Here is a 24557-nt window from a genome sequence, read left to right as displayed (position 1 = left end):
GATCATAAATATCCTACAAAGTTGCCGAAACAAAAAGGACCGCAGAGCGGTCCTTTTTTATGGGAAATTTCCTTGTGGAAATCAATCTTCTCGGCGCAGATGCGGGAACAGGATCACGTCGCGGATGTTCGGGGAGTCGGTGATCAGCATCATCAGGCGGTCGATGCCGATGCCGCAACCGCCGGTCGGCGGCATGCCGTATTCGAGCGCGCGGATGTAGTCGGCGTCGAAATACATCGCTTCCTCGTCGCCAGCATCCTTTGCCGCGACTTGGGCCTGGAAGCGCGCGGCCTGGTCTTCCGCATCGTTCAGCTCGGAGAAGCCGTTGGCAATTTCACGACCGGTGATGAAAAGTTCGAAGCGCTCGGTAATGCCGGGCACGGTGTCGGAAGCGCGCGCCAGCGGCGACACCTCGACTGGGTAGTCGACGATATAGGTCGGCTCCCACAGTTGCGCTTCGGCGGTTTCCTCGAACAGCGCCAGCTGCAGTGCACCGAGGCCGGCATGGGCATGCGGCTTGACGTCGAATTTCTTCAGCTCTGCCTTCAGGAAGTCGGCATCGTTCAGCTGTTCGTTCGTGTACTGCGGCGCGAACTTGTTGATGGCGCCGACGATGGTCAGGCGGTGGAAGGGCTTGGACAGGTCCAGCTCGCGCCCCTGATAGGTCAGCACCGCCGTGCCGTGCGCGTCGATCGCAGCCTGGCGGATCACGGCTTCGGTGAAGTCCATCAGCCACTTGTAATCGACGTAGGCCGCGTAGAACTCCATCATCGTGAATTCCGGATTGTGGCGCGGCGATACGCCTTCGTTGCGGAAGTTGCGGTTGATTTCGAACACGCGCTCGAAGCCGCCGACGACCAGGCGCTTCAGGTACAGCTCCGGCGCGATACGCATGAACATCTGCATGTCCAGCGCATTGTGATGCGTGATGAAAGGCTTGGCCGCCGCGCCGCCCGGAATCGGGTGCAGCATCGGCGTTTCCACTTCCATGAACTCGTGCTCGGCCATGAACTTGCGGATCGAGTTCATGGCCGCGGTGCGCGCCTTGAATGTGCGACGCGTTTCCTCGCTGGTGATCAGGTCCACGTAGCGCTGGCGATACTTGGTTTCCTGATCGGCCAAGCCGTGAAACTTGTCCGGCAGCGGGCGCAACGACTTGGTCAGCAGGCGCAGTTCGGACACCTTGACCGTCAGTTCGTCGGTCTTGGTCTTGAATAGCGTGCCGGTGACGCCGAGGATGTCGCCCAGATCGTAGCCGTGCAATGCGGCCATCGCGACTTCGCCGGTGTTGTCCAGCGTCACGTAGATCTGGATGCGGCCGTCGGCGCGCGGGCCGGATGCGTCCTGCAGCGTGGCGAACACGGCTTTCTTGCCGGCTTCGCGGCGCAGCATCATGCGGCCGGCGACGACGACGGTGACCGGATTGGTTTCGAGTTCTTCACGCGATTTGTCGCCGTACTGCGCATGCAGGTCGGCCGCCTTGTGCTGCGGACGGAAATCGTTGGGGAAGGCGACGCCTTGCGTGCGCAGCGCGGCGAGCTTGGCGCGGCGTTCGGCGATGATCTTGTTGTCGTCAAGCTGTGGCGCGGCGTTGTCGTTGGGCGTGTTCATGAAAGGCAAAGTCAGTGAGTGAAATCAAAAATGGGTTTGCGCAATAGGTTGGCGTGAGCGGCTGACCGGTTACACACCCTGTTTCAGCGAAGCGGCGATGAAGTCGTCCAGATCGCCGTCGAGCACGGCCTTGGTGTTGCCGGTCTCGAAGTTGGTACGCAAATCCTTGATGCGCGACTGGTCGAGCACGTAAGAGCGGATCTGGTGACCCCAGCCGACGTCGGTCTTGGAGTCTTCCAGCTTCTGCTGCTCGCTCATGCGCTTGCGCAGCTCCAGTTCGTACAGCTTGGCCTTCAGCATGTCCCAGGCTTCGGCCTTGTTGCGATGCTGCGAACGATCGTTCTGGCATTGCACGACGATGCCGGTAGGGCCGTGCGTCAGGCGTACTGCGGAATCGGTCTTGTTGATGTGCTGGCCGCCGGCGCCGGATGCGCGGTAGGTATCGATGCGCACGTCGGCCGGATTGATTTCGATGTCGATCGAATCATCGACTTCCGGATAGACGAACAGGCTGGAGAACGACGTGTGACGGCCGTTGGCCGAATCGAACGGCGACTTGCGCACCAGACGGTGCACGCCGGTTTCCGTGCGCAAGAAGCCGTAAGCGTAGTCGCCCTCGACCTTGATCGTGGCAGTCTTGATACCCGCGACCTCGCCGTCCGATTGTTCGAGAATTTCGGCCTTGAAGCCTTTGCGTTCGCAGTAGCGCAGGTATTGGCGCAGCAGCATGGAGGCCCAGTCCTGCGCTTCGGTGCCGCCGGCGCCGGCCTGGATGTCGATGAAGCAGTTGTTGCCGTCCATCGGATTGCTGAACATGCGGCGGAATTCCATGCCTTCCACCAGCTTCAGCAGTTCCTGCGCATCGGCTTCGATGGAGACGATGGTGTCGTCGTCCTTTTCCTCGCGTGCCATCGCGAACAGGTCGCGCGCATCGGCGAGTTCACTATCAATCTTCGTCAGCGTGTGGACGACGGCTTCCAGCGATTTCTTTTCCTTGCCCAGGTCCTGGGCGCGTTTCGGGTCGTTCCAGACCTCGGGGTCTTCGAGTTCTCCGTTGACCTGTTCGAGTTTCTCCGACTTCACATCGAAGTCAAAGATACCTCCGGAGTTCGGCTGCGCGCGTCGTCAGATCGTCGAGCAGCGATTGCAGGGAATTTAAGCGTTCGGCTTCCATGATATTTTCTTTTGCGATCAAACCAGACATTATATCCGAGCCAGCCGGCGCTTTTAAGCGCGGGGACGGCAGTGGCTCATCAGAGGACCTGATTTTCCGCATTGCGGTTTTTCGATCATTCTTGTCAAGGGAGCAATCAAATATGAAGCAGCCGCCTCGCGCCTGCCTGCGCTGTTGTGTGTCGTTCTGCCTGTGCGTGCTGGCGGGCTGTTCGACGATGAACGACGCACCGACCACGCGCGGCGAGGTACAGGGCGTGTCGGCTAGCGGCAGCGAGATGGGCCAGTCGGATCTGAACCGCGTGGCAACGCTCGGCATGCGCGACAACCTGCACAGCCTGTATCTGCTGATGGACAAGCTGTATCGCCGCAACCCGGCCGAATGGAAAAAGACTGCTGCCAGCCGCGAGGAAAGCATCAAGCGCGTGCGCGATGCGATCGAACTGCGGCAGCCATGGCCGGCTTTGCAGGGCCAGCACGATATCCGGGCGATGTCGCTGGCGCTGGCGCCGGATTTCAGCGGTGACCGCGTGGCAGCCTTCATTTACAGCAGCGCCGACATGATCATCACCGCGCATGGCGGCAGGACGGAGTTCTATCTGACCGATGGGTTGGACGCGCAGCATGTCTACAATGCCGCGCGCAATATCGAGATCGCGGTCTGGCTGCTGTCGAACCGTCGCAATACCGACGGTCGCGTGCTATTGCTGTCGGACGAGATTGGCGCGCAGGGGCGCAACCTGAGTTTCGAGCGGGAATTCGGCAAGATCGTCGGCAGACTCGATCTGCTGGCGGAGTTCGTTACCGAGAAATACCGGCGCGCCGGCATCAATTACGTGCAGAACATCCTCGGCGCGTCTTTCCTGCAGTTCCTGCCGGTGCGTTGATTTATTAGGCCGCCTCGGCGTGCTCGACCAGCAATTGCACGCGCGTGACGCCGTTGAATTCGTTGGCGTCGAGCCGATAGGCGATGCGTGCGCGTTCCGGCAATGAGTCGGCGTGACCGAACCAGATTGCATCGTAGCGGCTGCCGTCCTTTTCTACCGTCAGCTTCAGGTGGCGTTCCTTCAGGATGCGCTGGTTGACGATGCGGAATTCGTCGCAGAACAGCGGCGGCGCAAAACCTTGTCCCCACACTTGCGACTCCAGCAGTTCAATGAATTGCGTCGTGAAATAGGCCGATTCCAGCGGACCGTCGGTTTCGATCACGCGTTCCAGCTGATGGCGTTCCAGCAGCGATTTGCCGACCGCTTCGAACGCATCGGTAAACGCGCCAAGTGCGGTGGCACGTATAGTCAGGCCGGCTGCCATCGCATGACCGCCGAACTTGTCGATCAGGCTGGGCGCATGCTTGGAAACGAGGTCTAAAGCATCGCGCAGATGGAAGCCGGCGATCGAACGACCTGAGCCCTTGATCCAGCCATCGCCGGCATCGGCAAAGGTAATCGTCGGGCGGTAGAACTTGTCCTTCAGTCGCGAGGCGACAATGCCGATCACGCCCTGATGCCAGCTTGGATCGAAGACGCTGATCGTCGTCCTGTCCTGTGGATTGTAGGTGTCGAGCAACATCAATGCCGTGTCCTGCATGTCGGCTTCGATGGTGCGGCGTTCGCGGTTGATTTCGTCGAGCTGTTGCGCGATGGACCAGGCGCGGCCTTCGTCGTCGGTCGTCAGGCATTCGATGCCGAGCGACATGTCGGACAAGCGGCCCGCCGCGTTCAGCCGAGGTCCCAATGCAAAGCCGAGATCGAACGGCGATGCGCGCCGAGCCTCGCGCCCGGCGGCGCGAAACAGCGCGGCGACGCCGGCATGCATGCGGCTGCTGCGCATGCGCTTCAACCCTTGCGCGACGAGGATGCGGTTGTTCGCATCCAGTTTGACGACATCGGCCACCGTGCCGAGCGCGACCAGATCGAGCAGTGCGTCCAGCTTTGGCTGCGTTTGCGCATCGAATACGCCGCGCCGCCGCAATTCTGCGCGCAGTGCCAGCAGCACGTAGAACATCACGCCGACACCGGCCAGATTCTTGCTGGGGAATCCGCAATCGGGCTGATTCGGATTGACGATCACTTTCGCGGCCGGCAGATGCTCGCCCGGCAGATGGTGATCGGTGACGACGACGTCGATGCCGCGCCGGTTGGCTTCGTCCACGCCGTCGATGCTGGCGATGCCGTTATCGACAGTGACGATCACGTCCGGTGATTTTTCGCGGACCGCGAGCGCGACGATCTCCGGCGTCAGGCCGTAGCCGTATTCAAAGCGGTTCGGCACGATGTAATCGACGACGGCACCCATGGCGCGCAGTCCGCGCAGTCCGACCGCGCAAGCGGTGGCGCCGTCGCAATCGTAATCGGCGACGATGACCAGTTTTTTTCGAGCGGCAATTGCATCCGCCAAATAGACGGCAGCGGCATCGATATGCAGCAGGCCGGGCGGAGCCAGCAACGCAGTCAGTTCGCTGGAAAGTTCCTTCGTGTCGAGCAGGCCGCGTGCCGCATACAGGCGCGCCATCACCGGATGGATGCCGCTTTGATGCAGACGTTCGGCGTCGCGGTAGGAATAGCTGCGAGTGGCGATGCGGGTCATGCGGACAAGCGGGAAAGGGAGGGCGTACGCCAGAATTTGCGCAGTGCGGATCTGTTGATCCGGTAACTTGCCGTTGCCGTGCCGTGGCTGAAGGTCATCGACAACTGTGCGATACGGCCGGTGCGAACAGCTTCCAGCAATGGAGTAAACCATTGTTCGTCCGCCGACTGGAAGCGCGCCAGCCATTCCGCCCAGTCGCCGGCCAGCGACGGTGCGAGCAGATCGTCCATTAGCAGCAGCGCATGCTGCCTCGGCGAACTGAGCACATTTTCCATCGAATCCGCATGCGTTGCACCGGCTACCGCCGCAATCGGCGCATGCGGATCGCCTGACGTGTACGCGGTATCGAATGTCGTATTGCCATCCTGCTGTGTATTTGCTGTAGCACCACCCCACAACCAGATCGTGTTGACGGGTTTCAGGCCGCGCATTTCGCGCGCTTCGTTGACCGGATGCGCATGCCAGTGCATCTGTACTTCGTTCTGCAATCTGCGCCAGTCGCGCGCCTGTGCGCCATGCGGCATCCAGATATCGATGTTGTGGCCGCAGGCGGCATCCGGCGTGGAAGTCTGCAATGCCTGCCAATCGTCGGCACGCAGCAGCCAGGTGGCAGCGTCGATGTAATGCAGCGTCTTGCCGGCTTCCGCGAACAATGGCGCAGCACTGTCGAACAGCGTGCGCGCTTCCTGTTCCGTCAGGACCAATTGCCGCAGATCGGTGAGTACCAAATGATCGCGGGCGATGTGGAAATTGGCAGGCTGCAGCAGAAACCAGAAGCCATCCGAAGCGTCAATGCCGGCCGTGCGCAGCACGCAGGCGGCCAGCGGCGGGCTGGAATTATCCTGTGCCGCGGACAGGCCGAGACGTTGTGCCAGCCACAGTTCATGCGGCAGGGCACGCGAAAATTCATCGTTCGACGTCGCGGCGACAGGTCGTGCGCGCGCCAACAATAGTGCCAGCGACGGTGCCTTCAGCTCGCGCAGCAGGTCGCGCGCCAGCTCTTGAGGCGACAGCGAAAAAGGAAAAAGAAGATCGAGTTGCGTCATGCACGCGATTGTAGGTCAATTCATGCCCGTGCTTATGCGCCGCAGCGCCAGCGGGAACGGAAATATGTTCGTTACAGTCAATGTGCTGCAGCCTTCGCGGTACTTTGCAATGATTTGGTAACGATTTGGCAATGTATGGCAAACTGCGTGCTGCATTCAGGAGCCTTCTTTGAGCATCATAAAAAATCTGTCTTTCGAATGGCTGGTCGGCGTGCGCTATACGCGTGCGGGTAAACGAAGCGGCCGCAACAGTTTCATTTCCTTCATTTCGCTGATCTCGATGGCGGGCATTGCGCTTGGCGTCGCGGCGCTGATCGTCGTGCTGTCGGTAATGAACGGTTTTCAGAAGGAAGTGCGCGACCGCATGCTGTCGGTGCTGGCGCATGTCGAAATCTTCGATCCGACCGGAGCGATGCCGGACTGGAAGAAGACCGCGCAGGAAGCCTTCGCAGACAAGGAAGTGATCGGCGCCGCGCCCTATGTCGATGCACAGGCGATGATGACGCGCGACGAAACGCTGCGCGGCGTGGCCGTGCGCGGCGTGCTGCCGGAGGAAGAGCCGAAGGTGTCCGACGTGGCATCCGAAGTGAAGCAAGGCAGTTTCAACGATTTGCGGCCCGGTGAATTCAACATCGTGCTCGGTACCGAACTGGCGCGCAGCATGGGTGTGCGCGTGGGCGACAAGGTGACGATGATTGCGCCGCAGGGGCAGGTGACGCCGGCGGGCGTGATTCCGAGGCTGAAACAGTTCACCGTGGTTGGCATCTTCGATTCCGGCCATTTCGAATTCGATTCGACGCTGGCTTTCATTCATCTGAACGATGCGATGAAAATGTTCCAGCTCGGCGCGCCGTCCGGCCTGCGCCTGAAACTGACCGACATGCAGCGCGCGCCAGAGGTTGCCTACGATTTGTCGCGCATGCTGAGCGGCGACTTGCTGATCCGCGACTGGTCGCGCCAGAACCGCAACTGGTTCGCCGCCGTGCAGACCGAGAAGCGCATGATGTTCATCATCCTGACGCTGATCATCGCAGTGGCCGCATTCAATCTCGTCTCGACGCTGGTGATGACGGTGACCGACAAGCAGGCTGACATTGCGATCCTGCGCACGTTGGGCGCATCGCCGCGCTCGATCATGAAGATCTTCATGATCCAGGGGGCGCTGGTCGGACTGTGCGGTACGGCGCTGGGTGTCGCCGGCGGCGTATTGATCGCTTCGAACATCGACGTCATCGTGCCGTTCATCGAGCGGCTGCTGCATGTTCAATTCCTGCCGAAGGACGTCTATCTGATCAGCGAACTGCCGTCCGATCTGCGCTGGCCGGACGTCTATACGATCGGCGGCGTTGCCGTCGTGCTGTCTTTCCTTGCGACGCTGTATCCGAGCTGGTCGGCCGCGCGTGTCAAACCTGCGGAGGCGCTGCGCTATGAATAATGAAAACAACGTTGAAACCGAATACGGCGAGATCGTTCTGTCCTGCCGCAATCTGGCGAAGACATTCACGCAGGGAAAATACGCGGTCGATGTGTTGAAGGGCGTCGATATCGACATCGCACGTGGCGAGCGCGTCGCAATCGTCGGCGCTTCCGGCTCTGGCAAATCCACGCTGTTGCATCTGCTGGGTGGGCTGGATACGCCATCGACCGGTTCGGTGACGCTGAAAGGGCGCGATTTCGCCAGTCTCGACGAAAAGGCGCGCGGCGATCTGCGTAACCAGTCGCTCGGTTTCGTCTACCAGTTTCATCATCTGCTGCCGGAGTTCACGGCCGTCGATAACGTTGCGATGCCGTTGATGATCCGCCGTGTGCCGCGTGACGAAGCGCAGCAGACAGCGAAGACGATGCTGGAACGCGTCGGTCTCGGTCATCGCACCAGCCATCGTCCGGGCGAATTGTCCGGCGGCGAGCGGCAGCGTACGGCGCTGGCGCGCGCACTGGTTACGCAACCGGCCTGCGTGCTGGCGGATGAGCCGACCGGCAATCTCGATCGGCCGACCGCGCAGAAGACGTTCGACCTGATGCTGGAACTGTCGCGTACGCTGGGTACCGCATTTGTCATCGTCACGCACGACGAGGAATTGGCGGCGCACTGCGACCGCATTCTGCGGCTGTCCGAAACAGGGCTGCATGCGGACAACAAATGATGCGTGCTGAAGCGATGGCGATGCACATGCTGCCGCTTTCACGTTCTATTTCCCATCTGCAGCCATGTGGATAGATACGCACTGCCATCTCGACGCGTCGGAGTTCGGCGCCGCGATCGATGACATCGCCGTGGCGGCGCGCGAAAGCGGCGTCGGCATGATCGTCGTTCCTGCCGTGGCGTACGACAATTTTTCCATCGTCGTCGAACTGGCGCATCGCCACGCCAACTGCAGCTATGCGCTTGGCATCCATCCGATCTTTGTGCCGCAGGCGGAAGAACACGATCTGCAACGGTTGCGGGATACGGTCGCGACAGTTATCGACGATCCGCGCCTGGTCGCCATCGGCGAGATCGGACTCGATTTCTTCGTGCCGATGCTGACGACGCCGGAAATGCGCGAACGCCAGGAATTTTTCTATTCGGAGCAACTGAAGATCGCGCGCGATTTCGATTTGCCTGTCTTGCTGCATGTGCGCAAATCGCAAGACCAGATTCTGAAATACCTGCGCCGCATCGCCGTGCCGGGCGGCATCGCACATGCATTTAACGGCAGTTTCCAGCAGGCACGGACTTTCATCGATCTCGGTTTTCGTCTCGGTTTCGGCGGTGCAATGACGTTCACGCGTGCGTTGCAGATTCGAAGGCTGGCAACCGAATTGCCGCTGGACGCGCTGGTGCTGGAAACCGATGCTCCCGATATTTCGCCGGCGTGGCTGCATCCGCAGCGCAACAGCCCGGTGCAATTGCCGCGTATCGGGGAAGTATTGGCAGAATTGCGCGGCATCCCGGTCGCCGACGTTGCCGAGGCGACGTCGCGCAACGCCTGTGCGGCGATGCCGCGCCTGAAAGCGCTGCTTTAAACCACAATGCGCGGCGCGATCATCGGCTTCGTCGTCGGTGCGGGCTGGCTGCAGACGCAGGCGGCGTTGCCGTCCTGGCCGATGCTTCTGCTGTTATGCGTTTTTGGCGCATTCTCGATCGGCATTGCACGTATCTCTGCGCGAGCGAGAATACGTGTTCCTTTGCTGGTTGCAGCCGGCTTGTCGCTCGGCTTCGCATGGGCGGCGCTGTTTGCGCATCATTACTTGTCGCAGGAGTTGCCGCGCGAATGGGAAGGACGGGATATCACGCTTGTCGGAACGGTCGACAGTCTTCCCGATCATTTTGCGCGCGGCCTGCGTTTCCGCTTTGCCGTCGAAAAAGTACTGCCGATCGACGGCGAGATGCCAGTCGTGCCTTCACGCATCGCGTTGTCATGGTATTCCTCCTTTGATGACGAAGAGGTGTCGCAGAACATCGTCGTACAGCCCGGTGAACGCTGGCGCCTGACGGTGCGTTTGCGCCGTCCGCATGGCAATGCGAATCCCCATGGTTTCGATTACGAGCAATGGCTGCTGGAGCAGAACGTGCGCGCGACCGGCTATGTGCGGGCAGGGTCGCACGGTGAACATGCCAATGCACGGCTGGATGCATTCGTGCCGGGCTTTCGCGCCATTGTCGAGCGTAGCCGCGGCTGGTTGCGCGAACGTGTGCAGCGCACTTTGGAAGGCAAGCCGTATGCGGGCGTGATCGTGGCGCTCGTGGTCGGCGATCAGCGCGCAGTGGAGCAGGAAAGCTGGAATGTCTTTAATCGTACCGGCATCGGGCATCTGATTTCGATTTCCGGCTTGCACATCACGATGATCGCGGCGATGTTTGCGGGAATCGTCTTTGCACTGTGGCGACGTTCTTTCTTCACCGGCATGCAATTGCCGTTGCTGCTGCCGGCGCAGAAAGCGGCATCCCTGGCAGGCGTGTCGGCTGCTGTCATCTACGTGCTGCTGGCCGGCGCGGGCATTCCGGCACAGCGTACCTTGTGCATGTTGACGGTCGTGGCGCTGGCGCTGTGGTTCGGCCGCATTGCCAGCGTATCCCATGTGCTCTGCCTGGCGTTGTTTGCGGTGGTGCTGCTGGATCCATGGGCGGTGCTGGGTGCAGGATTCTGGTTGTCTTTCGGCGCGGTGGCGGTGATTCTTTATGCCAGCATCGGTCGTGCATCGGCGGCGGGAGTTGCGCCGCGCCCTGGCTGGCGTGTGGCGCTGGATACGGCGGTGCTGACGCAGTATGCGGTGACGATCGGATTGATTCCGTTGACGATGCTGTTGTTCGGCCAGGTGTCGCTGGTCAGTCCGATCGCCAATGCGATTGCCATTCCGCTCGTCAGCTTTTTCGTGACGCCGCTGGCGCTGGTCGGCAGCGTGCTGCCGGCGCCCTTGTCGGATTGGTGCCTGCTGTCGGCGCATTTTCTTGTCGAATGGCTGGCATACGGTTTGACGTGGTTGTCCGGTTTGTCGTTTGCGGTATGGACTGCACCGCTGCCGACTTGGTGGATGTTTGCGCTGGCGATGCTCGGCACCTTGTGGATGCTGGCGCCGCGCGGCTGGCCGGCGCGTTACCTGGGCGCGTTGACGTGGCTGCCATTGTTGCTGAACGCGCCGACGCATCCGCAGGCCGGCGAGATGTGGGTGACCGCCTTCGATGTCGGGCAGGGCATGGCGTTGCTAGTCGAAACGCAAAACCATCGATTGCTGTACGACACGGGGCCGGCCTATTCGCCCGAGAGTAACGGCGGCAATCGTGTCGTCGTGCCGTATCTGCGCGCACGCGGCATTGCTGCACTGGACGGCATCGTCGTCTCGCACAGCGATACCGATCATGCGGGCGGCGCGCTGTCCGTACTGGAAAGCGTCGATACCGGCTGGCTGTCGTCGTCGCTGCCGTTGCAGCATCCTGTTGTCGCTGCGGCGCCTGCGCATCGGCGATGCGAAGCGGGAGAGGAGTGGCAATGGGATGGCGTGCAGTTCGAGATGCTGCATCCTGCCGCAGGAATGTACGACGATCCGCTGGGTAAACCGAATGCGCGCAGTTGCACGCTGAGAATCACGGCGGGCGGACATGCGATTCTGCTTGCCGGAGACATAGAGGCAGGGCAGGAAGCGGAACTGCTGGCCCGCGAGCCTGATCGCCTGCGAGCGGACGTGCTGCTGGCGCCGCATCACGGCAGTGGCACGTCGTCGACGCCGGCTTTCCTGCGTGCGGTCGATCCGCAGATTGCGCTGTTCCAGGTCGGTTATCGCAACCGCTATCGCCATCCGAAGCAGGAAGTGTTCGATCGCTATGGTGAATTAGGCATCATGCGGCTGCGCAGTGATACGGCGGGAGCCGTCACGCTGCGCTTCGGTCCGGTGCTGGAGGTAGCCGAGTATCGGAAGGAGCAGCCGCGCTATTGGCATGGCCGTTAGCTTCGGCGATGCATCGTCGCGGTGCGATTTTAATCGCGCCCGGCGTTCAAGAACCGCGCGCCTTGCGGTATAATTTGAATTTCCCGCACGTGCCGTTCGGCACCAATTGCAATGACCAAGTTTGTATTTGTCACTGGCGGCGTGGTTTCATCCCTGGGTAAGGGGATTGCCGCCGCTTCCCTCGCTGCGATCCTCGAATCGCGCGGCCTCAAAGTCACCCTGCTCAAGCTCGATCCCTACATCAACGTCGATCCCGGCACGATGAGCCCGTTCCAGCACGGCGAAGTGTTCGTCACCGACGACGGCGCCGAAACCGATCTGGACCTCGGCCACTACGAGCGCTTCGTCACCGCGAAGATGCGCAAGGTGAACAACTTCACCACCGGCCAGATCTATGAATCCGTGATCCGCAAGGAACGTCGCGGCGAGTATCTGGGCAAGACCGTGCAGGTGATCCCGCACATCACGAACGAAATTCAGGATTACATCCATCGCGGCGCCGAAGGCTTCGATGTTGCTCTGGTGGAAATCGGCGGCACGGTCGGCGATATCGAATCGCTGCCGTTCCTCGAAGCCGCGCGTCAACTGAGCTTGCGCGCCGGCCGTAATGCGACCGCTTTCGTACATCTGACGCTGGTGCCTTTCATCGCCTCCGCCGGCGAACTGAAAACCAAGCCGACGCAGCACAGCGTGCAGAAGCTGCGCGAGATCGGTATCTCGCCGGATGCGTTGCTGTGCCGTGCCGACCGCCGTATCCCGGACGATGAGCGCGCGAAGATTTCGCTGTTCTCCAACGTGCAGGAAGAAGCCGTCATCTCGGTGTGGGACGTCGACACCATCTACAAGATTCCGCAGATGCTGCTGGATCAGGGGCTGGATCGCATCGTCTGCGAAAAGTTGGGCCTGACGCCGCAGCCGGCCGATCTGTCGATCTGGAGCAAGCTGGTGCATACGCTGGAAAATCCGAAGCATACGGTCACCATCGGCATGGTCGGCAAGTACGTCGATCTGACCGAATCGTACAAGTCGCTGACCGAAGCCTTGCGCCACGCCGGCATCCATACGGAAAGCCGCGTCAATATCGAATATCTGGATTCCGAGGAAATCGAAGCCGGCGGCCCGCAATGCCTGGCCAAGTACGACGCGATTCTGGTGCCGGGCGGCTTCGGCAAGCGCGGCGTGGAAGGCAAGATTGCCTCCGCCCGTTTCGCGCGCGAAAACAAGATTCCTTACCTCGGCATCTGCCTTGGCATGCAGGTCGCGCTGATCGAATATGCGCGCCATATGGCCGGCCTCTCCAAGGCCAATTCCACCGAATTCGATCCGGATACCGAACAGCCGGTCGTCGCGCTGATCAACGAATGGCAGAACCATGACGGCAAGGTCGAGCGCCGCGATGCCAATTCCGATCTGGGTGGCACGATGCGTCTGGGCGCGCAAACCTGCGCGGTCAAGGCGGGCACGCTGGCTGCCGAAATTTATGGTGACACGGTGACCGAACGCCATCGTCACCGTTACGAGGCGAACAACCACTACCTCGGCCGTGTCGAGGAAGCGGGTCTGATTGTGTCGGCGCGCACGCCGACCGAATCGCTGTGCGAAATCATGGAACTGCCGCGTAGCGGCGACAATGCGCATCCATGGTATGTCGGCGTGCAATATCACCCGGAATTCAAGTCAACGCCGCGCGATGGACATCCGTTGTTCATCTCGTTCATCAAGGCGGCGCTGGCGCATAAACAGGCACAGGCGAAGAAAGTCGCATAAGAAAATGCGCAAGAATCCGCACAGGATGCGGAACCGTAACGAACAAGAAATTTGCTAGGAGAAATGGATGAGTGCAATCGTTGACATCATTGGCCGTGAAGTGATCGACTCCCGCGGCAACCCTACCGTCGAATGCGACGTGCTGCTGGAATCCGGCGTCATGGGCCGTGCGGCCGTGCCGTCTGGCGCATCGACCGGTTCGCGCGAAGCGATCGAGCTGCGCGACGGCGACAAGAGCCGCTACATGGGCAAGGGTGTGCTGAAGGCCTGCGAAAACATCAATACCGAAATCTCGGAAGCGATCATGGGTCTGGATGCCAACGAACAGGCTTTCCTGGACCGCACCCTGATCGATCTCGACGGCACCGAAAACAAGGGCCGCCTCGGCGCCAACGCGACGCTGGCCGTCTCGATGGCGGTAGCGAAAGCAGCCGCCGAAGAATCCGGCCTGCCGCTGTATCGCTACTTCGGCGGTTCAGGCGCGATGCAGATGCCGGTGCCGATGATGAACGTCATCAACGGCGGTGCGCACGCAAACAACACGCTGGACCTGCAGGAATTCATGATCATCCCGGTCGGCGCACCGAGCTTCCGCGAAGCGATCCGCTACGGCGCCGAAGTGTTCCACACGCTGAAGAAGATCATCAACGACAAGGGTCTGTCGACCGCGGTCGGCGACGAAGGCGGTTTCGCGCCGTCCGTCGAGAACCACGAAGCGGCGATCAAGCTGATCCTGCAGGCGATCGAGCAGGCCGGCTACGAGCCGGGCACGCAGATCGCGCTGGGCCTGGATTGCGCGGCCAGCGAGTTCTACAAGAACGGCAAGTACGAACTGCACGGCGAAGGCCTGACGCTGTCGTCCGGCGATTTCACAAACCTGTTGGCAACCTGGTGCGACAAGTACCCGATCATCTCGATCGAAGACGGCATGGCCGAGAACGATTGGGAAGGCTGGGCCACGCTGACCAAGGCGCTGGGCAAGAAGGTGCAGCTGGTCGGCGACGATCTGTTCGTCACCAACACCAAGATCCTGCGTGAAGGCATCCAGAAGGACATCGCCAATTCGATCCTGATCAAGATCAACCAGATCGGCACGCTGACCGAAACCTTCGCCGCGATCGAAATGGCCAAGCGCGCCGGCTACACCGCGGTGATCTCGCATCGTTCGGGCGAAACCGAGGATTCGACCATCGCCGACATCGCCGTCGGCACCAACGCGCTGCAGATCAAGACCGGTTCGATGTCGCGTTCGGACCGCATGGCGAAGTACAACCAGTTGCTGCGCATCGAGGAAGACCTGGGCGACATCGCCAGCTACCCCGGCCGCAACGCGTTCTACAACCTGAAGTAATCGTCACGCCGGCCATGCAATGCATGGCCGGTTCTCCATCGGCAGCGTCTCATGCGCCTCATCATCATCTGCCTCGCAGCTCTGGTCATTCTCATCCAGTTCCCGCTTTGGCTGGGCAAGGGCGGCTGGCTGCGCGTCTGGGATCTGGATCAGCAGGTGGTTGCCGCGCAGAAGAAGAACGACGAGCTGAAGGCGCGTAACGCGAAGCTGAATTCCGAAGTGCAGGATCTGAAGGAAGGAACCGGCGCAGTGGAAGAGCGGGCGCGTTACGAACTGGGCATGATCAAGGAAAACGAAGTGTTCGTTCAGATCATCGATCCGAATCAAAAGACGGCACCTGTTGCCAGTCCGCCGGAGGAAAAGCCGGCGCAGCAGCAAGGTTCGCAGCAATAAAAAACGCGCCGTTCGGGCGCGTTTTTTATTTCAGTCATTTCAGCCGTTCTTCAGCCATTCAGCTTCAATGCTTGACCGGATTTTCCGGATTCATGGCCGCCAGTGATTCGCCGGCCGAGCCGCCCGCGAACAATTGCGCGCAGTCGACGCTATCGAATTCGTAATGCTGGCCGCAGAAATCGCAATCGACCTCCAGCTTGCCGAGATCCTGCAGCGCCGCATCGATCTCTTCCTGTCCCAGCATTTTCAGCATGGTGCCGACCTTTTCCCGCGTGCAGGAACACAGGAACTGCGGATGGCGCGGATCGAAGATGCGGATCGTCTCTTCCCAGAACAGACGGCGCATCAGCGTTTCGACGTCGGTGGTCAGCAGTTCTTCGCGGCGCAGTGTGGAAGCCAGCATCACCGTACGGTCCCAGGTCGAGATGTCGTCGCCCGGTGCGCCGATACCGCCTTCGCGCGGCAGCTTCTGCAGCAGCAGGCCGCGCGCGACATGGTCGTCGGCGGCGAGCCACAGCTTGGTATCGAGCTGTTCGGAACGCAGCATGTAGTTTTCGATGACGATGGCCACCGAATCGCCATCCAGCGGCACGATGCCCTGGTACGCTTGCTGGCCCGGCAGTTTTTCCTTCGGGTCCAGTGTAATGACGAAGCGGCCTTCGCCGTGCGCGTTGACTAGTTGCTCCAGTGTGGCGGCATCGGGGATGACGGCATTCTCTGCCAGCTTGGCCGTGGCGCGCATGTTCAGGTCCGAATCGCATTCGACCACTAGCAGGCGCAGCGGGCCGTCGCCGTGAATCTGCATGACGATGGCGCCGTTGAATTTCAGATTGGCCGACAGCAGTGCGGCGGCCGCCAGCATGTCGCCCAGCACCATCTTGACGGCTTTCGGGTAATCGCGGCGTGCCAGCACGTGGCGCCATGTCTCGGAAACGTCGACCAGTTCGCCACGCACCGATGCGTTTTCGAACAGGAATTTTTGCAAGGTGTCGGTCATGTTCAACCTATTCTTTTCAATGATTGTCGGAACTGGCGCGCACGTTCGGAATAACCGTCGGCAATGCGGCGCAGTCTGGCGATATCGTCGTCGGTCAGCGTGCGCACCACGCGTGCAGGCGCGCCGACGATCAGCGAGTTGTCCGGAAATTCCTTGCCTTCGGTGACCAGCGCGCCGGCACCGACCAGACAGTTCTTGCCGATCTTCGCACCGTTCAGCACGATGGCCTGGATGCCGATCAGCGAGCCTTCACCGATCGTGCAACCGTGGATCATCGCCTGATGGCCGACGCTGACATGATCTGCCATCGTCAGCGGAAAGCCGGGATCGGCGTGCAGTACCGCGCCTTCCTGCAAATTGCAGTTGCGGCCGATCGTGATGTCTTCGTTGTCGCCGCGCACGGTGACCTGGAACCACAGGCTGGAATCCTCGCCGATCTTCACGCGGCCGACGACAGTGGCGGATTCGGTCAGATAGACGGACGAGGCAATCTCGGGAGCGTGCTCGCCTAATTGGTAGATGGGCATGATTTCAGTACAATGAGCGGTTGCTGCATGCTCGGCCATGCCAGTCTTCCATCCGGTTAGATGGGGACGATTCATGAAACGGAAAGAGCTTTCCGTACTGGCCGCGCACCGGCTGAAAACAATACAGCGTTAGCAGACAAAGGCGTTATTTTACGTCACCCGCACCCACTCTCCCAGATGCGTTCTCCCGTTTCTTCTTTTGCATCCGATGAAAGTTCGGCCGAGCCGCGCAAGGCCGAGCTGCGTCTGGCCGCGCTGCGCCTGACGGAAGAGAGCGATCCCGTGCGCAAGGCAGGCAATACGATTGCACTTGCCGAAGCCTGGCAGGAAGGCAGACTGACACTGGATTCACAGGCGGCGCTGCAGCCATCCTGCACGATTCCCGGCCGGCCGAAGAAGCCCGAACTGATTTCACCGAAGTTCGTGCGGCAACGCGCGATGCATACGGAAGAAGGGCGGGCGGCGACCATACATGCGCTTGCGCATATCGAATTCAACGCGATCAATCTGGCGCTGGATGCAATCTGGCGTTTCGCCGGCATGCCGGACGACTACTACGCAGACTGGCTGAAAGTGGCGGGCGAGGAAGCGCTGCATTTTTCGCTGCTGTCCGATCATCTGCAAAAGCTGGGCTGGCGCTACGGCGATTTCCCCGCGCACAACAGCCTGTGGGAAATGGCCGAGAAGACCGCCGGCGACGTGCTGGCACGTATGGCGCTGGTGCCGCGCACGCTGGAGGCACGCGGGCTGGATGCCTCGCCGCCGATGCGCGCCAAGCTGGCGCAGGCCGGCGATCAGGCGGCGGCGGAAATCCTCGACATTATCCTGCGCGACGAGATCGGTCATGTCGCCATCGGCAACCGCTGGTACAACATGCTGTGCGCACAGCGCAACCTCGATCCGGTGGCCGTTTATCCTTTGCTGGCGCAACAGTACAAGGCACCGGTTCTGCGTGGTCCGTTCAATCTGCAGGCACGACGCGATGCCGGATTCAGCGATGCAGAGTTGCATGCATTATCTGCCGGGGCGTTAGCGGCAGTCGATCGCGATCAATGAATCCCAGTTATTGTGCCGGTTACATCCTGTTACCCGGCTGCAAGAACTTGTCAAAATTTTCACAGTCAGAAGCTGAACTGATGCAAGTTTGCGTGTCACCGTCTGCGTCAGTTCGTATAACTTGAAAAGGGGCCTCATCATGCAATCCATGAAAAAAACGTTTGTTTCGCTATTTGCCATCACTTTTCTGGTAGCCGGTCTGGCTGCCTGCGAAAAGAAGGGACCAACCGAAACCGCTGGCGAAAAAATCGATCAAGCGACAGAAAACGCAGGGAAGAAAATGGAAGAGGTCGGAAACAGCATCCAGAAATCTGCCGAAGACGCCAAGAAATAAACCAGTCGTCTGCAACGCGCATCGATGGGGAAGGCCGTCGATGCGCGCTTTTTTGCACAACATCCGCTCGTCACAGGGGATGCATGCATGACAGGTAAAATGACGATCTTGTTGTTTTCGCCATGTACTGCGCCGCAGTGTTTACTCCCATCGCATGAAGCCTTCCCGTTCAGAATTCATCCCGGTTCGCAATTTGCAGTATCACATCAGGCATTGGGGCAATGACGATGCCCCGGCATTGTTCATGCTGCACGGCTGGATGGATGTTTCGGCGTCGTTCCAGTTTCTGGTCGATGCGCTGCAGCGCGACTGGCATGTGATCGCGCCGGACTGGCGCGGTTTCGGGCTGACGGAAAATGCGCCGTCCGGCTATTGGCAGCCGGATTATCTGGCCGATCTGGAGAAAATTCTGGATCGCTACGCGCCGGTACAACCGGTCAATCTTCTCGGTCACAGTCTTGGCGCAAATGTTGCCGGCATTTATGCTGGCGTGCGTCCGCAGCGCATTGCCAAATTGATACTGCTGGAGGGATTCGGTCGACCGGCCATGACGCCGGAAGAGGCGCCGCAACGTTATGCGACATGGCTGAACGAGTTGCGCAGTCTGCCTGTGCTGCGTCCGTATGGATCGCAGGAGGCAGTCGCCATGCGCTTGCAGAAAAACAATCCGCGTTTGACGAAAGAGCGCGCGATGTTTCTGGCAACGCATTGGGCGGCGCCGAATGAGAACGGCAGCTGGATCTTGCGCGCCGATGCGCAGCACAAGCTGACGAACCCGGTGCTGTATCGGATCGAGGAAGTATTGGCCTGCTGGCGCGTGATCACGGCGCCGGTGCTGTGGGTAGAGGCGGAAAACAGCGAATTGCTGCCGCGTTTCGGTACGCCGAACGAGATACGCACCGAACTGGATAGCCGCATTGCGCATTTGGCAAACGCCACCATATTGAAGATGCCGAATGCAGGGCACATGGTTCAGCATGATCAGCCGGAAATTCTGGCGCAAGCCATCGAGTCGTTTCTGGCTTGAATCTTGCAATTTTGCTTCGGCCGACGGTGTAGGTGCGTTTCGTTCTGATGCTTCGGCGCCGATATGCGCGAAATTATTTTCTGTACGGCATGAACATTCCGGCCCGCGTACAATCGAATCGATACATACAAGATGAATTCATGCGCGGCAGACAACCGTGATAATCAGGCAGTAAAAGCAGTAGCAGGAAAACCGACATGCGCAATTTCGATCTTCACAGTCATTCCAATGTTTCCGACGGCACACTGACGCCGACCGCGCTTGCCGAGCGTGCCAAGACCAACGGCGTCGATGTATGGGCAATGACCGATCACGACGAAATCGGCGGCATCGCGGAAGCGCGCATTGCTGCGAAAGCGCTGAATCTTCCCTATGTGCCGGGCGTCGAAATTTCGATCACGTGGTCGGGACAGACCGTGCACATCGTCGGCCTGCAGATCGACGAAACCAATCCGGTGCTGGTCGATGGACTGGCATCGATACGCGGTGGCCGCGAACTTCGTGCGCGCGAGATGGCGGCGAAACTGGAGGCCGTCGGCATTCCCGGAACGTTCGAAGGCGCGCTGAAATTCGTGGGCAATCCCGATCTGATTTCGCGCACGCATTTTGCCCGCTACCTGCTGGAATCCGGGGTCTGCACCGACCTGCAGCAAGCGTTTTCCCAGTATCTGGGCGACGGCAAGCCCGGCTATGTGGAACATCGCTGGGCGACGCTGCAGAATTCGGTCGAGTGGATACGCGCAGCCGGCGGCATTGCCGTGATCGCGCATCCGGGGCGCTACAAATTCAGCGATACGGCATTCAGTGCACTGTTCAGCGAGTTCAAGGATCTGGGCGGCACCGCGATCGAAGTGACGACCGGCAGCCATACACCGGATCAATATGACGAATACGCGAAGATCGCGAAGAACTATGGATTCCTCGCTTCGCGCGGTTCCGATTTTCATGGTCCCGGTGAATCGCGTGTCGACATCGGCACCTTGCCGCCACTGCCGCCGGGTGTACAGCCCGTCTGGCATGACTGGGGGATTTGATTTTCCCGAGCGAATTTCCGAGCGTTGACACGGCGCGGGATTCCGGTATCTTGCGCACTTGAAATTTTGTGCACAAACGCTATTTATCTATCGCCCTTGACCCCCTTACTGGAGGCTTTTGAATGAAACGGATTTTCCTGTTCGTCCTGACGAACATCGCAGTCATCGCGGTGATGTCCATCGTGCTGTCGCTGCTGGGTGTCGACCGCTACATGACGCAGTCGGGCCTGAACCTGCCGATGCTGCTGGTGTTCTCGCTGGTGGTCGGCTTCACTGGTTCCATCATTTCGCTGCTGATCAGCAAGCCGATGGCCAAGTGGTCCACCGGCGCGCACGTGATCGATGCGCCATCGAACAGCACGGAACTGTGGCTGGTCGATACGGTGCGCAAGCTGGCCGATCGTGCCGGCATCGCAATGCCGGAAGTAGCTGTCTATGAAGGTGAGCCGAATGCATTTGCGACCGGCGCTTTCAAGAATTCGGCTCTGGTTGCGGTGTCGACCGGCCTGCTGCAGAGCATGAATCGCGAAGAAGTCGAAGCCGTGCTGGCGCACGAAGTCGCGCACGTCGCCAATGGCGACATGGTGACGATGACGCTGGTGCAGGGCGTGGTGAATACCTTCGTCGTGTTCCTGTCGCGTGTGGTCGGCTATTTCGTCGATCGTGCGATTTCGCGCGACAACAACAATAGCGGCCACGGCATTGGCTACATGGTGACGGTGCTGGTCTGCCAGATCGTGTTCGGTATCGCGGCTTCGGTCATCGTCGCCTGGTTCTCGCGCCATCGCGAATTCCGTGCCGATGCGGGGGCCGCCAAGCTGATGGGTTCGCCGCAGCCGATGATGAATGCGCTGGCGCGTCTGGGCGGCATCGTGCCGGCACCGCTGCCGGAAAATCTGGCTTCGTTCGGCATTACCGATCGTCCGGGTTTCATGGCGCTGTTTTCCAGCCATCCGCCGATCCAGGATCGCATCGAAGCGCTGCGCAACGCACGTTAATTCTTGTTTGAACAACCGATCTGGGCGGCGGCGATCGTCAGATCTCCGCCGCCATTGTTTTTATGAGCCAGTTTTTTCAAATTCATCCCGACAACCCGCAGCCGCGCCTGATCGCGCAGGCAGCACAGATCGTGCGCAGCGGCGGCATCGTCGCCTTGCCGACCGATTCCTGCTATGCGCTGGTCTGCCATCTGGACGACAAGGATGCCGTCACGCGCCTGCGCCGTATCCGCAACGTCGATGAAAAACATCATCTGACGCTGCTGTGCCGCGACCTGAGCGAAATTGCGCAGTATGCGAAGGTGGACAATCAGCAGTACCGGATGCTGAAGACCGCCACGCCGGGACCGTACACTTTCATCCTTGAAGCGACGAAGGAAGTGCCGCGCCGCCTCAGCCATCCGTCGCGCAAGACGATCGGTTTGCGCGTGCCAGAAAACCGCATTGCCCACGCCTTGCTGGAGGAGCTGGCGCAGCCGCTGCTGGGTACGACGCTGATCCTGCCGGACGACGACGAACCGCTGACCGATCCGGACGAAGTGCGCGAGCGCCTCGCCAAACAGGTCGATCTGGTGGTCGATGGCGGCGCCTGCAGCCTGCAGCCGACCACCGTCATCGACTTGACCGAAGCTGAGCCGATCCTGCGCCGCCAGGGGCGGGGCGATGCGTCGCTGTTCGGGCTCTGACCGCCTCTACTTGAGCTTTCGCATCTGCCCTGGTGCAGGGGCGGGTAGCCTCCCTCTGATAGAATTCCGTTGATGAACGACCTGATCCAGACCTTTTCCGTCTATGCATTGCCGATCGTTTTCGCGATCACCTTGCATGAAGCGGCACATGCCTACGCCGCCAAGTATTTCGGCGATACCACCGCCTATGCGCAAGGGCGCATGAGCATGAATCCGATCAAGCACATCGATCCGATCGGCACGCTGCTGATTCCGATCGCACTGTATTTTGCCGGCAGTCCTTTCCTGTTCGGTTACGCGAAGCCGGTGCCGGTCAACTTTGGCAACTTGCGCAATCCGAAAAAGCAGATGGCCTTCGTCGCGCTGGCAGGTCCGATGGCCAACATGGCGATGGCACTGGGCTGGCTGGTGCTGGCCATCATGCTGCGTGCATTCGGCATGAACGAGGAATTCCTCATGCGCATGGCGCAAGCCGGCGTGCTGACCAATCTGGTGATCTTCGCCTTCAACTTGTTTCCGATTCCGCCGCTGGATGGCGGCCGCATCATGACCAGTCTGCTGCCGCATCGCTATGCGTACAAGTTTGCACGACTGGAACCCTACGGATTTTTCATTGTGCTGGCGCTGGTCTTCCTGCATGTGCTGCACTACTGGATGACGCCGGTGATGGCGCTTGCCGGCACCGTGCTGCAACTGCTTGTTTCTCCGCTGACTTTTCTACTCAACTAAGCTATGTCCACTGATCTCGTTGTTTCCGGCATGCGCCCCACGGGTGCCATGCATCTCGGCCACTACCACGGTGCGCTGAAGAACTGGGTCAGGCTGCAATCCGAAGCGCCGTGCCTGTTCTTCGTGGCCGATTGGCACGCGCTGACCACGCACTACGACGATCCGAGCATCATCGAAACCAGCACCTGGGAAATGGTGATCGACTGGCTGGCGGCCGGCATCGATCCGTCCAAGGCGAGCCTGTTCATCCAGTCACAGGTGCCGGAGCATGCCGAACTGCATCTGCTGCTGTCGATGGTGACGCCGCTGGGCTGGCTGGAGCGTGTGCCGACTTACAAGGACCAGCAGGAAAAGCTGTCCGACCGTGATCTGGCGACTTACGGCTTCCTCGGCTATCCACTGCTGCAGGCGGCCGACGTGCTGATCTATCGCGCGACGCAGGTGCCGGTCGGCGCCGACCAGATTCCGCATATCGAGATGATGCGCGAGATCGCACGCCGCTTCAATTCGATCTACGGCAAGGAAAAAGGCTTCGAACAGAAGGTTGCCGACGCGCTGAAAAAGCTGAGCAAACAACAGGCGAAGCAATATGGCGAACTGCGTGCTGCCTATCAGGAGCAGGGTGATGCCACGGCGCTGGAACAGGTGAAAGCCTTGCTGGATGGCGCACAAAGCATCAGCGCCATCGATCGCGAACGCCTGCTCGGCAATGTCAGCGGCGCGCGCCGGCAGATCCTGACCGAGCCGCAGGTACTGCTGACGGAAGCGTCGCGCATGCCGGGGCTGGACGGTCAGAAGATGTCGAAGAGCTACGGCAATTCGATTACGCTGCGCGAGGACAAGGAAACGCTGACGAAGAAGATCCGCACGATGCCGACCGATCCGGCGCGCGTGCGTCGTACCGATCCGGGCAATCCGGAAAAGTGCCCGGTCTGGCAGTTCCATCTCGTCTATTCGGATGAAGCGACGAAAGATTGGGTGGTCAAGGGCTGCACATCTGCCGGCATCGGCTGTATCGAATGCAAGCAACCTGTCATCGACGGCGTGTTGAAGGAACAGGAACCGATGCGCGAGCGTGCGCAGAAATACGTCGACGATCCGGCGCTGGTGCGCGCGATCGTGGCCGACGGCCGCGACAAGGCACGTGCGTTGGCGCAGGAAACGATGCGCGAAGTGCGCGACGCGATGGGTTTGACTTACCGCTGATGAGCGATCCCGGCAAAAAGCCCGATCCGCACGAGGCAACCGGTAAACCTTCTTCCTGGGTTGCGCGTTTTATTTCCCTGATTCCGGAAGGCGAAACGCTGGACGTGGCCTGTGGCGGCGGACGGCATAGCCGGCTGCTGGTGGCGTCAGGCCATCCGGTGCTGGCGGTCGACCGCAAGGTCGATACGTTGGCGCTGCTCGCCGCGGAAGGTATCCGCACGCTGGAAGTCGATCTGGAAACCGGCGATCTTGCGCAGTCGTGGCCGTTCGATGCCGGCCGTTTTGCCGGCATCGTCGTGACCAACTATTTGCACCGTCCGTTGTGGCAGTCGATGATCGCCAGCCTGAAGGAAGGCGGCGTACTGATCTACGAGACGTTCGCGCAGGGAAATGGACAATTCGGTAAGCCGTCGAATCCGAATTTCCTGCTGGCGAACGGTGAGTTGCTGGATGTGGCGCGCGAACACGGCTTGCGCGTCGTCGCCTACGAAGACGGCTACGTGGCCGAGCCGCGGCCGGCAATGCTGCAGCGGATTTGCGCAGTCAAGCCGGCTTCGGCGGTAAAGGCGCAGGATTTTGCACTGAATTGACGCTTATATTCGGCCGTCG

23 protein-coding genes are annotated in these 24557 nt (G+C 60.3%); 17 read left to right on the top strand and 6 right to left on the bottom strand.

Features of this window, described 5'->3' with window-relative positions:
- Nucleotides 1–81: 81 nt before the first annotated feature.
- Together lysS and prfB are read right to left on the bottom strand one after the other, a co-directional pair.
- Nucleotides 82–1611, bottom strand: a complete 1530-nt coding sequence (gene lysS / locus ACO1VH_RS02215) for a lysine--tRNA ligase (protein WP_486242105.1) — start codon at nt 1609–1611, stop codon at nt 82–84.
- Nucleotides 1612–1680: 69 nt separating this feature from the next.
- Nucleotides 1681–2785, bottom strand: a protein-coding gene (prfB, locus tag ACO1VH_RS02210) for a peptide chain release factor 2 (RefSeq protein WP_486242103.1) whose coding sequence is annotated in 2 segments (ribosomal slippage) — nt 1681–2703 and nt 2705–2785 — 1104 coding nt in all. Because the reading frame shifts where the segments join, the coding sequence is not laid out codon by codon here.
- A 142-nt stretch (nt 2786–2927) separates the two neighbouring features.
- Here prfB and ACO1VH_RS02205 point away from each other — a divergent pair.
- Entirely contained in the window at nt 2928–3671 is a 744-nt protein-coding gene (locus tag ACO1VH_RS02205) for a hypothetical protein (protein WP_486242102.1), read from the top strand.
- Nucleotides 3672–3675: 4 nt separating this feature from the next.
- Here the strand turns inward: ACO1VH_RS02205 and recJ are convergent, their stop codons facing one another.
- Together recJ and ACO1VH_RS02195 are read right to left on the bottom strand one after the other, a co-directional pair.
- A complete protein-coding gene (recJ, locus tag ACO1VH_RS02200) occupies nt 3676–5370 on the bottom strand; it encodes a single-stranded-DNA-specific exonuclease RecJ (RefSeq protein ID WP_486242101.1) in 1695 nt (564 codons plus the stop codon).
- Nucleotides 5367–6416: a hypothetical protein gene (locus ACO1VH_RS02195; protein WP_486242099.1), complete on the bottom strand. Its 1050-nt coding sequence runs from the start codon at nt 6414–6416 to the stop codon at nt 5367–5369. The genes recJ and ACO1VH_RS02195 overlap by 4 nt, the downstream gene beginning before the upstream one ends.
- Nucleotides 6417–6585: 169 nt before the next feature.
- Here ACO1VH_RS02195 and ACO1VH_RS02190 point away from each other — a divergent pair, with 169 nt between their 5' ends.
- From ACO1VH_RS02190 to ftsB, 7 genes are all read left to right on the top strand, one after another.
- On the top strand, nt 6586–7851 hold the full coding sequence (locus ACO1VH_RS02190; protein WP_486242098.1) for a lipoprotein-releasing ABC transporter permease subunit: 1266 nt from the start codon (nt 6586–6588) through the stop codon (nt 7849–7851).
- Nucleotides 7844–8560 carry a lipoprotein-releasing ABC transporter ATP-binding protein LolD gene (lolD, locus tag ACO1VH_RS02185; RefSeq protein ID WP_486242096.1) on the top strand — a complete coding sequence of 239 codons (717 nt, stop codon included), beginning with the start codon at nt 7844–7846 and terminating at the stop codon, nt 8558–8560. The genes ACO1VH_RS02190 and lolD overlap by 8 nt, the downstream gene beginning before the upstream one ends.
- A 64-nt stretch (nt 8561–8624) precedes the next feature.
- Nucleotides 8625–9422 carry a TatD family hydrolase gene (locus tag ACO1VH_RS02180; RefSeq protein WP_486242094.1) on the top strand — a complete coding sequence of 266 codons (798 nt, stop codon included), beginning with the start codon at nt 8625–8627 and terminating at the stop codon, nt 9420–9422.
- A gap of 6 nt (nt 9423–9428) precedes the next feature.
- Nucleotides 9429–11843, top strand: a complete 2415-nt coding sequence (locus ACO1VH_RS02175) for a DNA internalization-related competence protein ComEC/Rec2 (RefSeq protein WP_486242092.1) — start codon at nt 9429–9431, stop codon at nt 11841–11843.
- 111 nt (nt 11844–11954) lie between these two features.
- On the top strand, nt 11955–13610 hold the full coding sequence (gene pyrG, locus ACO1VH_RS02170; RefSeq protein ID WP_486242091.1) for a CTP synthase: 1656 nt from the start codon (nt 11955–11957) through the stop codon (nt 13608–13610).
- 67 nt (nt 13611–13677) lie between these two features.
- Complete coding sequence (eno, locus tag ACO1VH_RS02165) at nt 13678–14961, top strand: phosphopyruvate hydratase (protein ID WP_486242089.1); 1284 nt, start codon at nt 13678–13680, stop codon at nt 14959–14961.
- A 51-nt stretch (nt 14962–15012) separates the two neighbouring features.
- Nucleotides 15013–15354 (top strand): cell division protein FtsB, encoded by a 342-nt coding sequence (gene ftsB / locus ACO1VH_RS02160; RefSeq protein ID WP_486242087.1) that lies wholly within the window; start codon nt 15013–15015, stop codon nt 15352–15354.
- Between the two features lie 64 nt (nt 15355–15418).
- On the opposite strand, the gene hslO is transcribed toward ftsB, so the two are convergent.
- Together hslO and ACO1VH_RS02150 are read right to left on the bottom strand one after the other, a co-directional pair.
- Entirely contained in the window at nt 15419–16351 is a 933-nt protein-coding gene (hslO, locus tag ACO1VH_RS02155) for an Hsp33 family molecular chaperone HslO (protein ID WP_486242085.1), read from the bottom strand.
- 2 nt (nt 16352–16353) lie between these two features.
- The gene (locus ACO1VH_RS02150; protein WP_486242084.1) at nt 16354–16878 is read right to left on the bottom strand and encodes a gamma carbonic anhydrase family protein; all 525 of its coding nucleotides are present in this window, start codon (nt 16876–16878) and stop codon (nt 16354–16356) included.
- A gap of 177 nt (nt 16879–17055) precedes the next feature.
- Here ACO1VH_RS02150 and ACO1VH_RS02145 point away from each other — a divergent pair, with 177 nt between their 5' ends.
- From ACO1VH_RS02145 to ACO1VH_RS02105, 9 genes are all read left to right on the top strand, one after another.
- Nucleotides 17056–17934, top strand: a complete 879-nt coding sequence (locus ACO1VH_RS02145; RefSeq protein WP_486242082.1) for a ferritin-like domain-containing protein — start codon at nt 17056–17058, stop codon at nt 17932–17934.
- A gap of 139 nt (nt 17935–18073) precedes the next feature.
- Nucleotides 18074–18268 carry a hypothetical protein gene (locus tag ACO1VH_RS02140; protein WP_486242080.1) on the top strand — a complete coding sequence of 65 codons (195 nt, stop codon included), beginning with the start codon at nt 18074–18076 and terminating at the stop codon, nt 18266–18268.
- 154 nt (nt 18269–18422) lie between these two features.
- Nucleotides 18423–19295 carry an alpha/beta fold hydrolase gene (locus tag ACO1VH_RS02135; RefSeq protein WP_486242078.1) on the top strand — a complete coding sequence of 291 codons (873 nt, stop codon included), beginning with the start codon at nt 18423–18425 and terminating at the stop codon, nt 19293–19295.
- Nucleotides 19296–19492: 197 nt separating this feature from the next.
- A complete protein-coding gene (locus ACO1VH_RS02130; protein WP_486242077.1) occupies nt 19493–20329 on the top strand; it encodes a 3',5'-nucleoside bisphosphate phosphatase in 837 nt (278 codons plus the stop codon).
- Nucleotides 20330–20451: 122 nt separating this feature from the next.
- Entirely contained in the window at nt 20452–21327 is an 876-nt protein-coding gene (gene htpX / locus ACO1VH_RS02125) for a protease HtpX (RefSeq protein ID WP_486242075.1), read from the top strand.
- Between the two features lie 62 nt (nt 21328–21389).
- Nucleotides 21390–22013 carry an L-threonylcarbamoyladenylate synthase gene (locus ACO1VH_RS02120; RefSeq protein ID WP_486242073.1) on the top strand — a complete coding sequence of 208 codons (624 nt, stop codon included), beginning with the start codon at nt 21390–21392 and terminating at the stop codon, nt 22011–22013.
- A gap of 72 nt (nt 22014–22085) precedes the next feature.
- Nucleotides 22086–22742, top strand: a complete 657-nt coding sequence (locus tag ACO1VH_RS02115) for a site-2 protease family protein (protein WP_486242072.1) — start codon at nt 22086–22088, stop codon at nt 22740–22742.
- A 3-nt stretch (nt 22743–22745) separates the two neighbouring features.
- Nucleotides 22746–23948 carry a tryptophan--tRNA ligase gene (locus tag ACO1VH_RS02110; protein WP_486242070.1) on the top strand — a complete coding sequence of 401 codons (1203 nt, stop codon included), beginning with the start codon at nt 22746–22748 and terminating at the stop codon, nt 23946–23948.
- Nucleotides 23948–24538, top strand: coding sequence for a class I SAM-dependent methyltransferase (locus tag ACO1VH_RS02105; protein WP_486242069.1), 591 nt, complete (start codon nt 23948–23950; stop codon nt 24536–24538). The genes ACO1VH_RS02110 and ACO1VH_RS02105 overlap by 1 nt, the downstream gene beginning before the upstream one ends.
- Nucleotides 24539–24557: the final 19 nt, after the last annotated feature.

Source organism: Oxalicibacterium sp. (assembly GCF_057353965.1).
The sequence above is the reverse complement of the archived record's forward strand: the minus strand, read 5'-3'. Positions and strand labels throughout refer to the sequence as shown.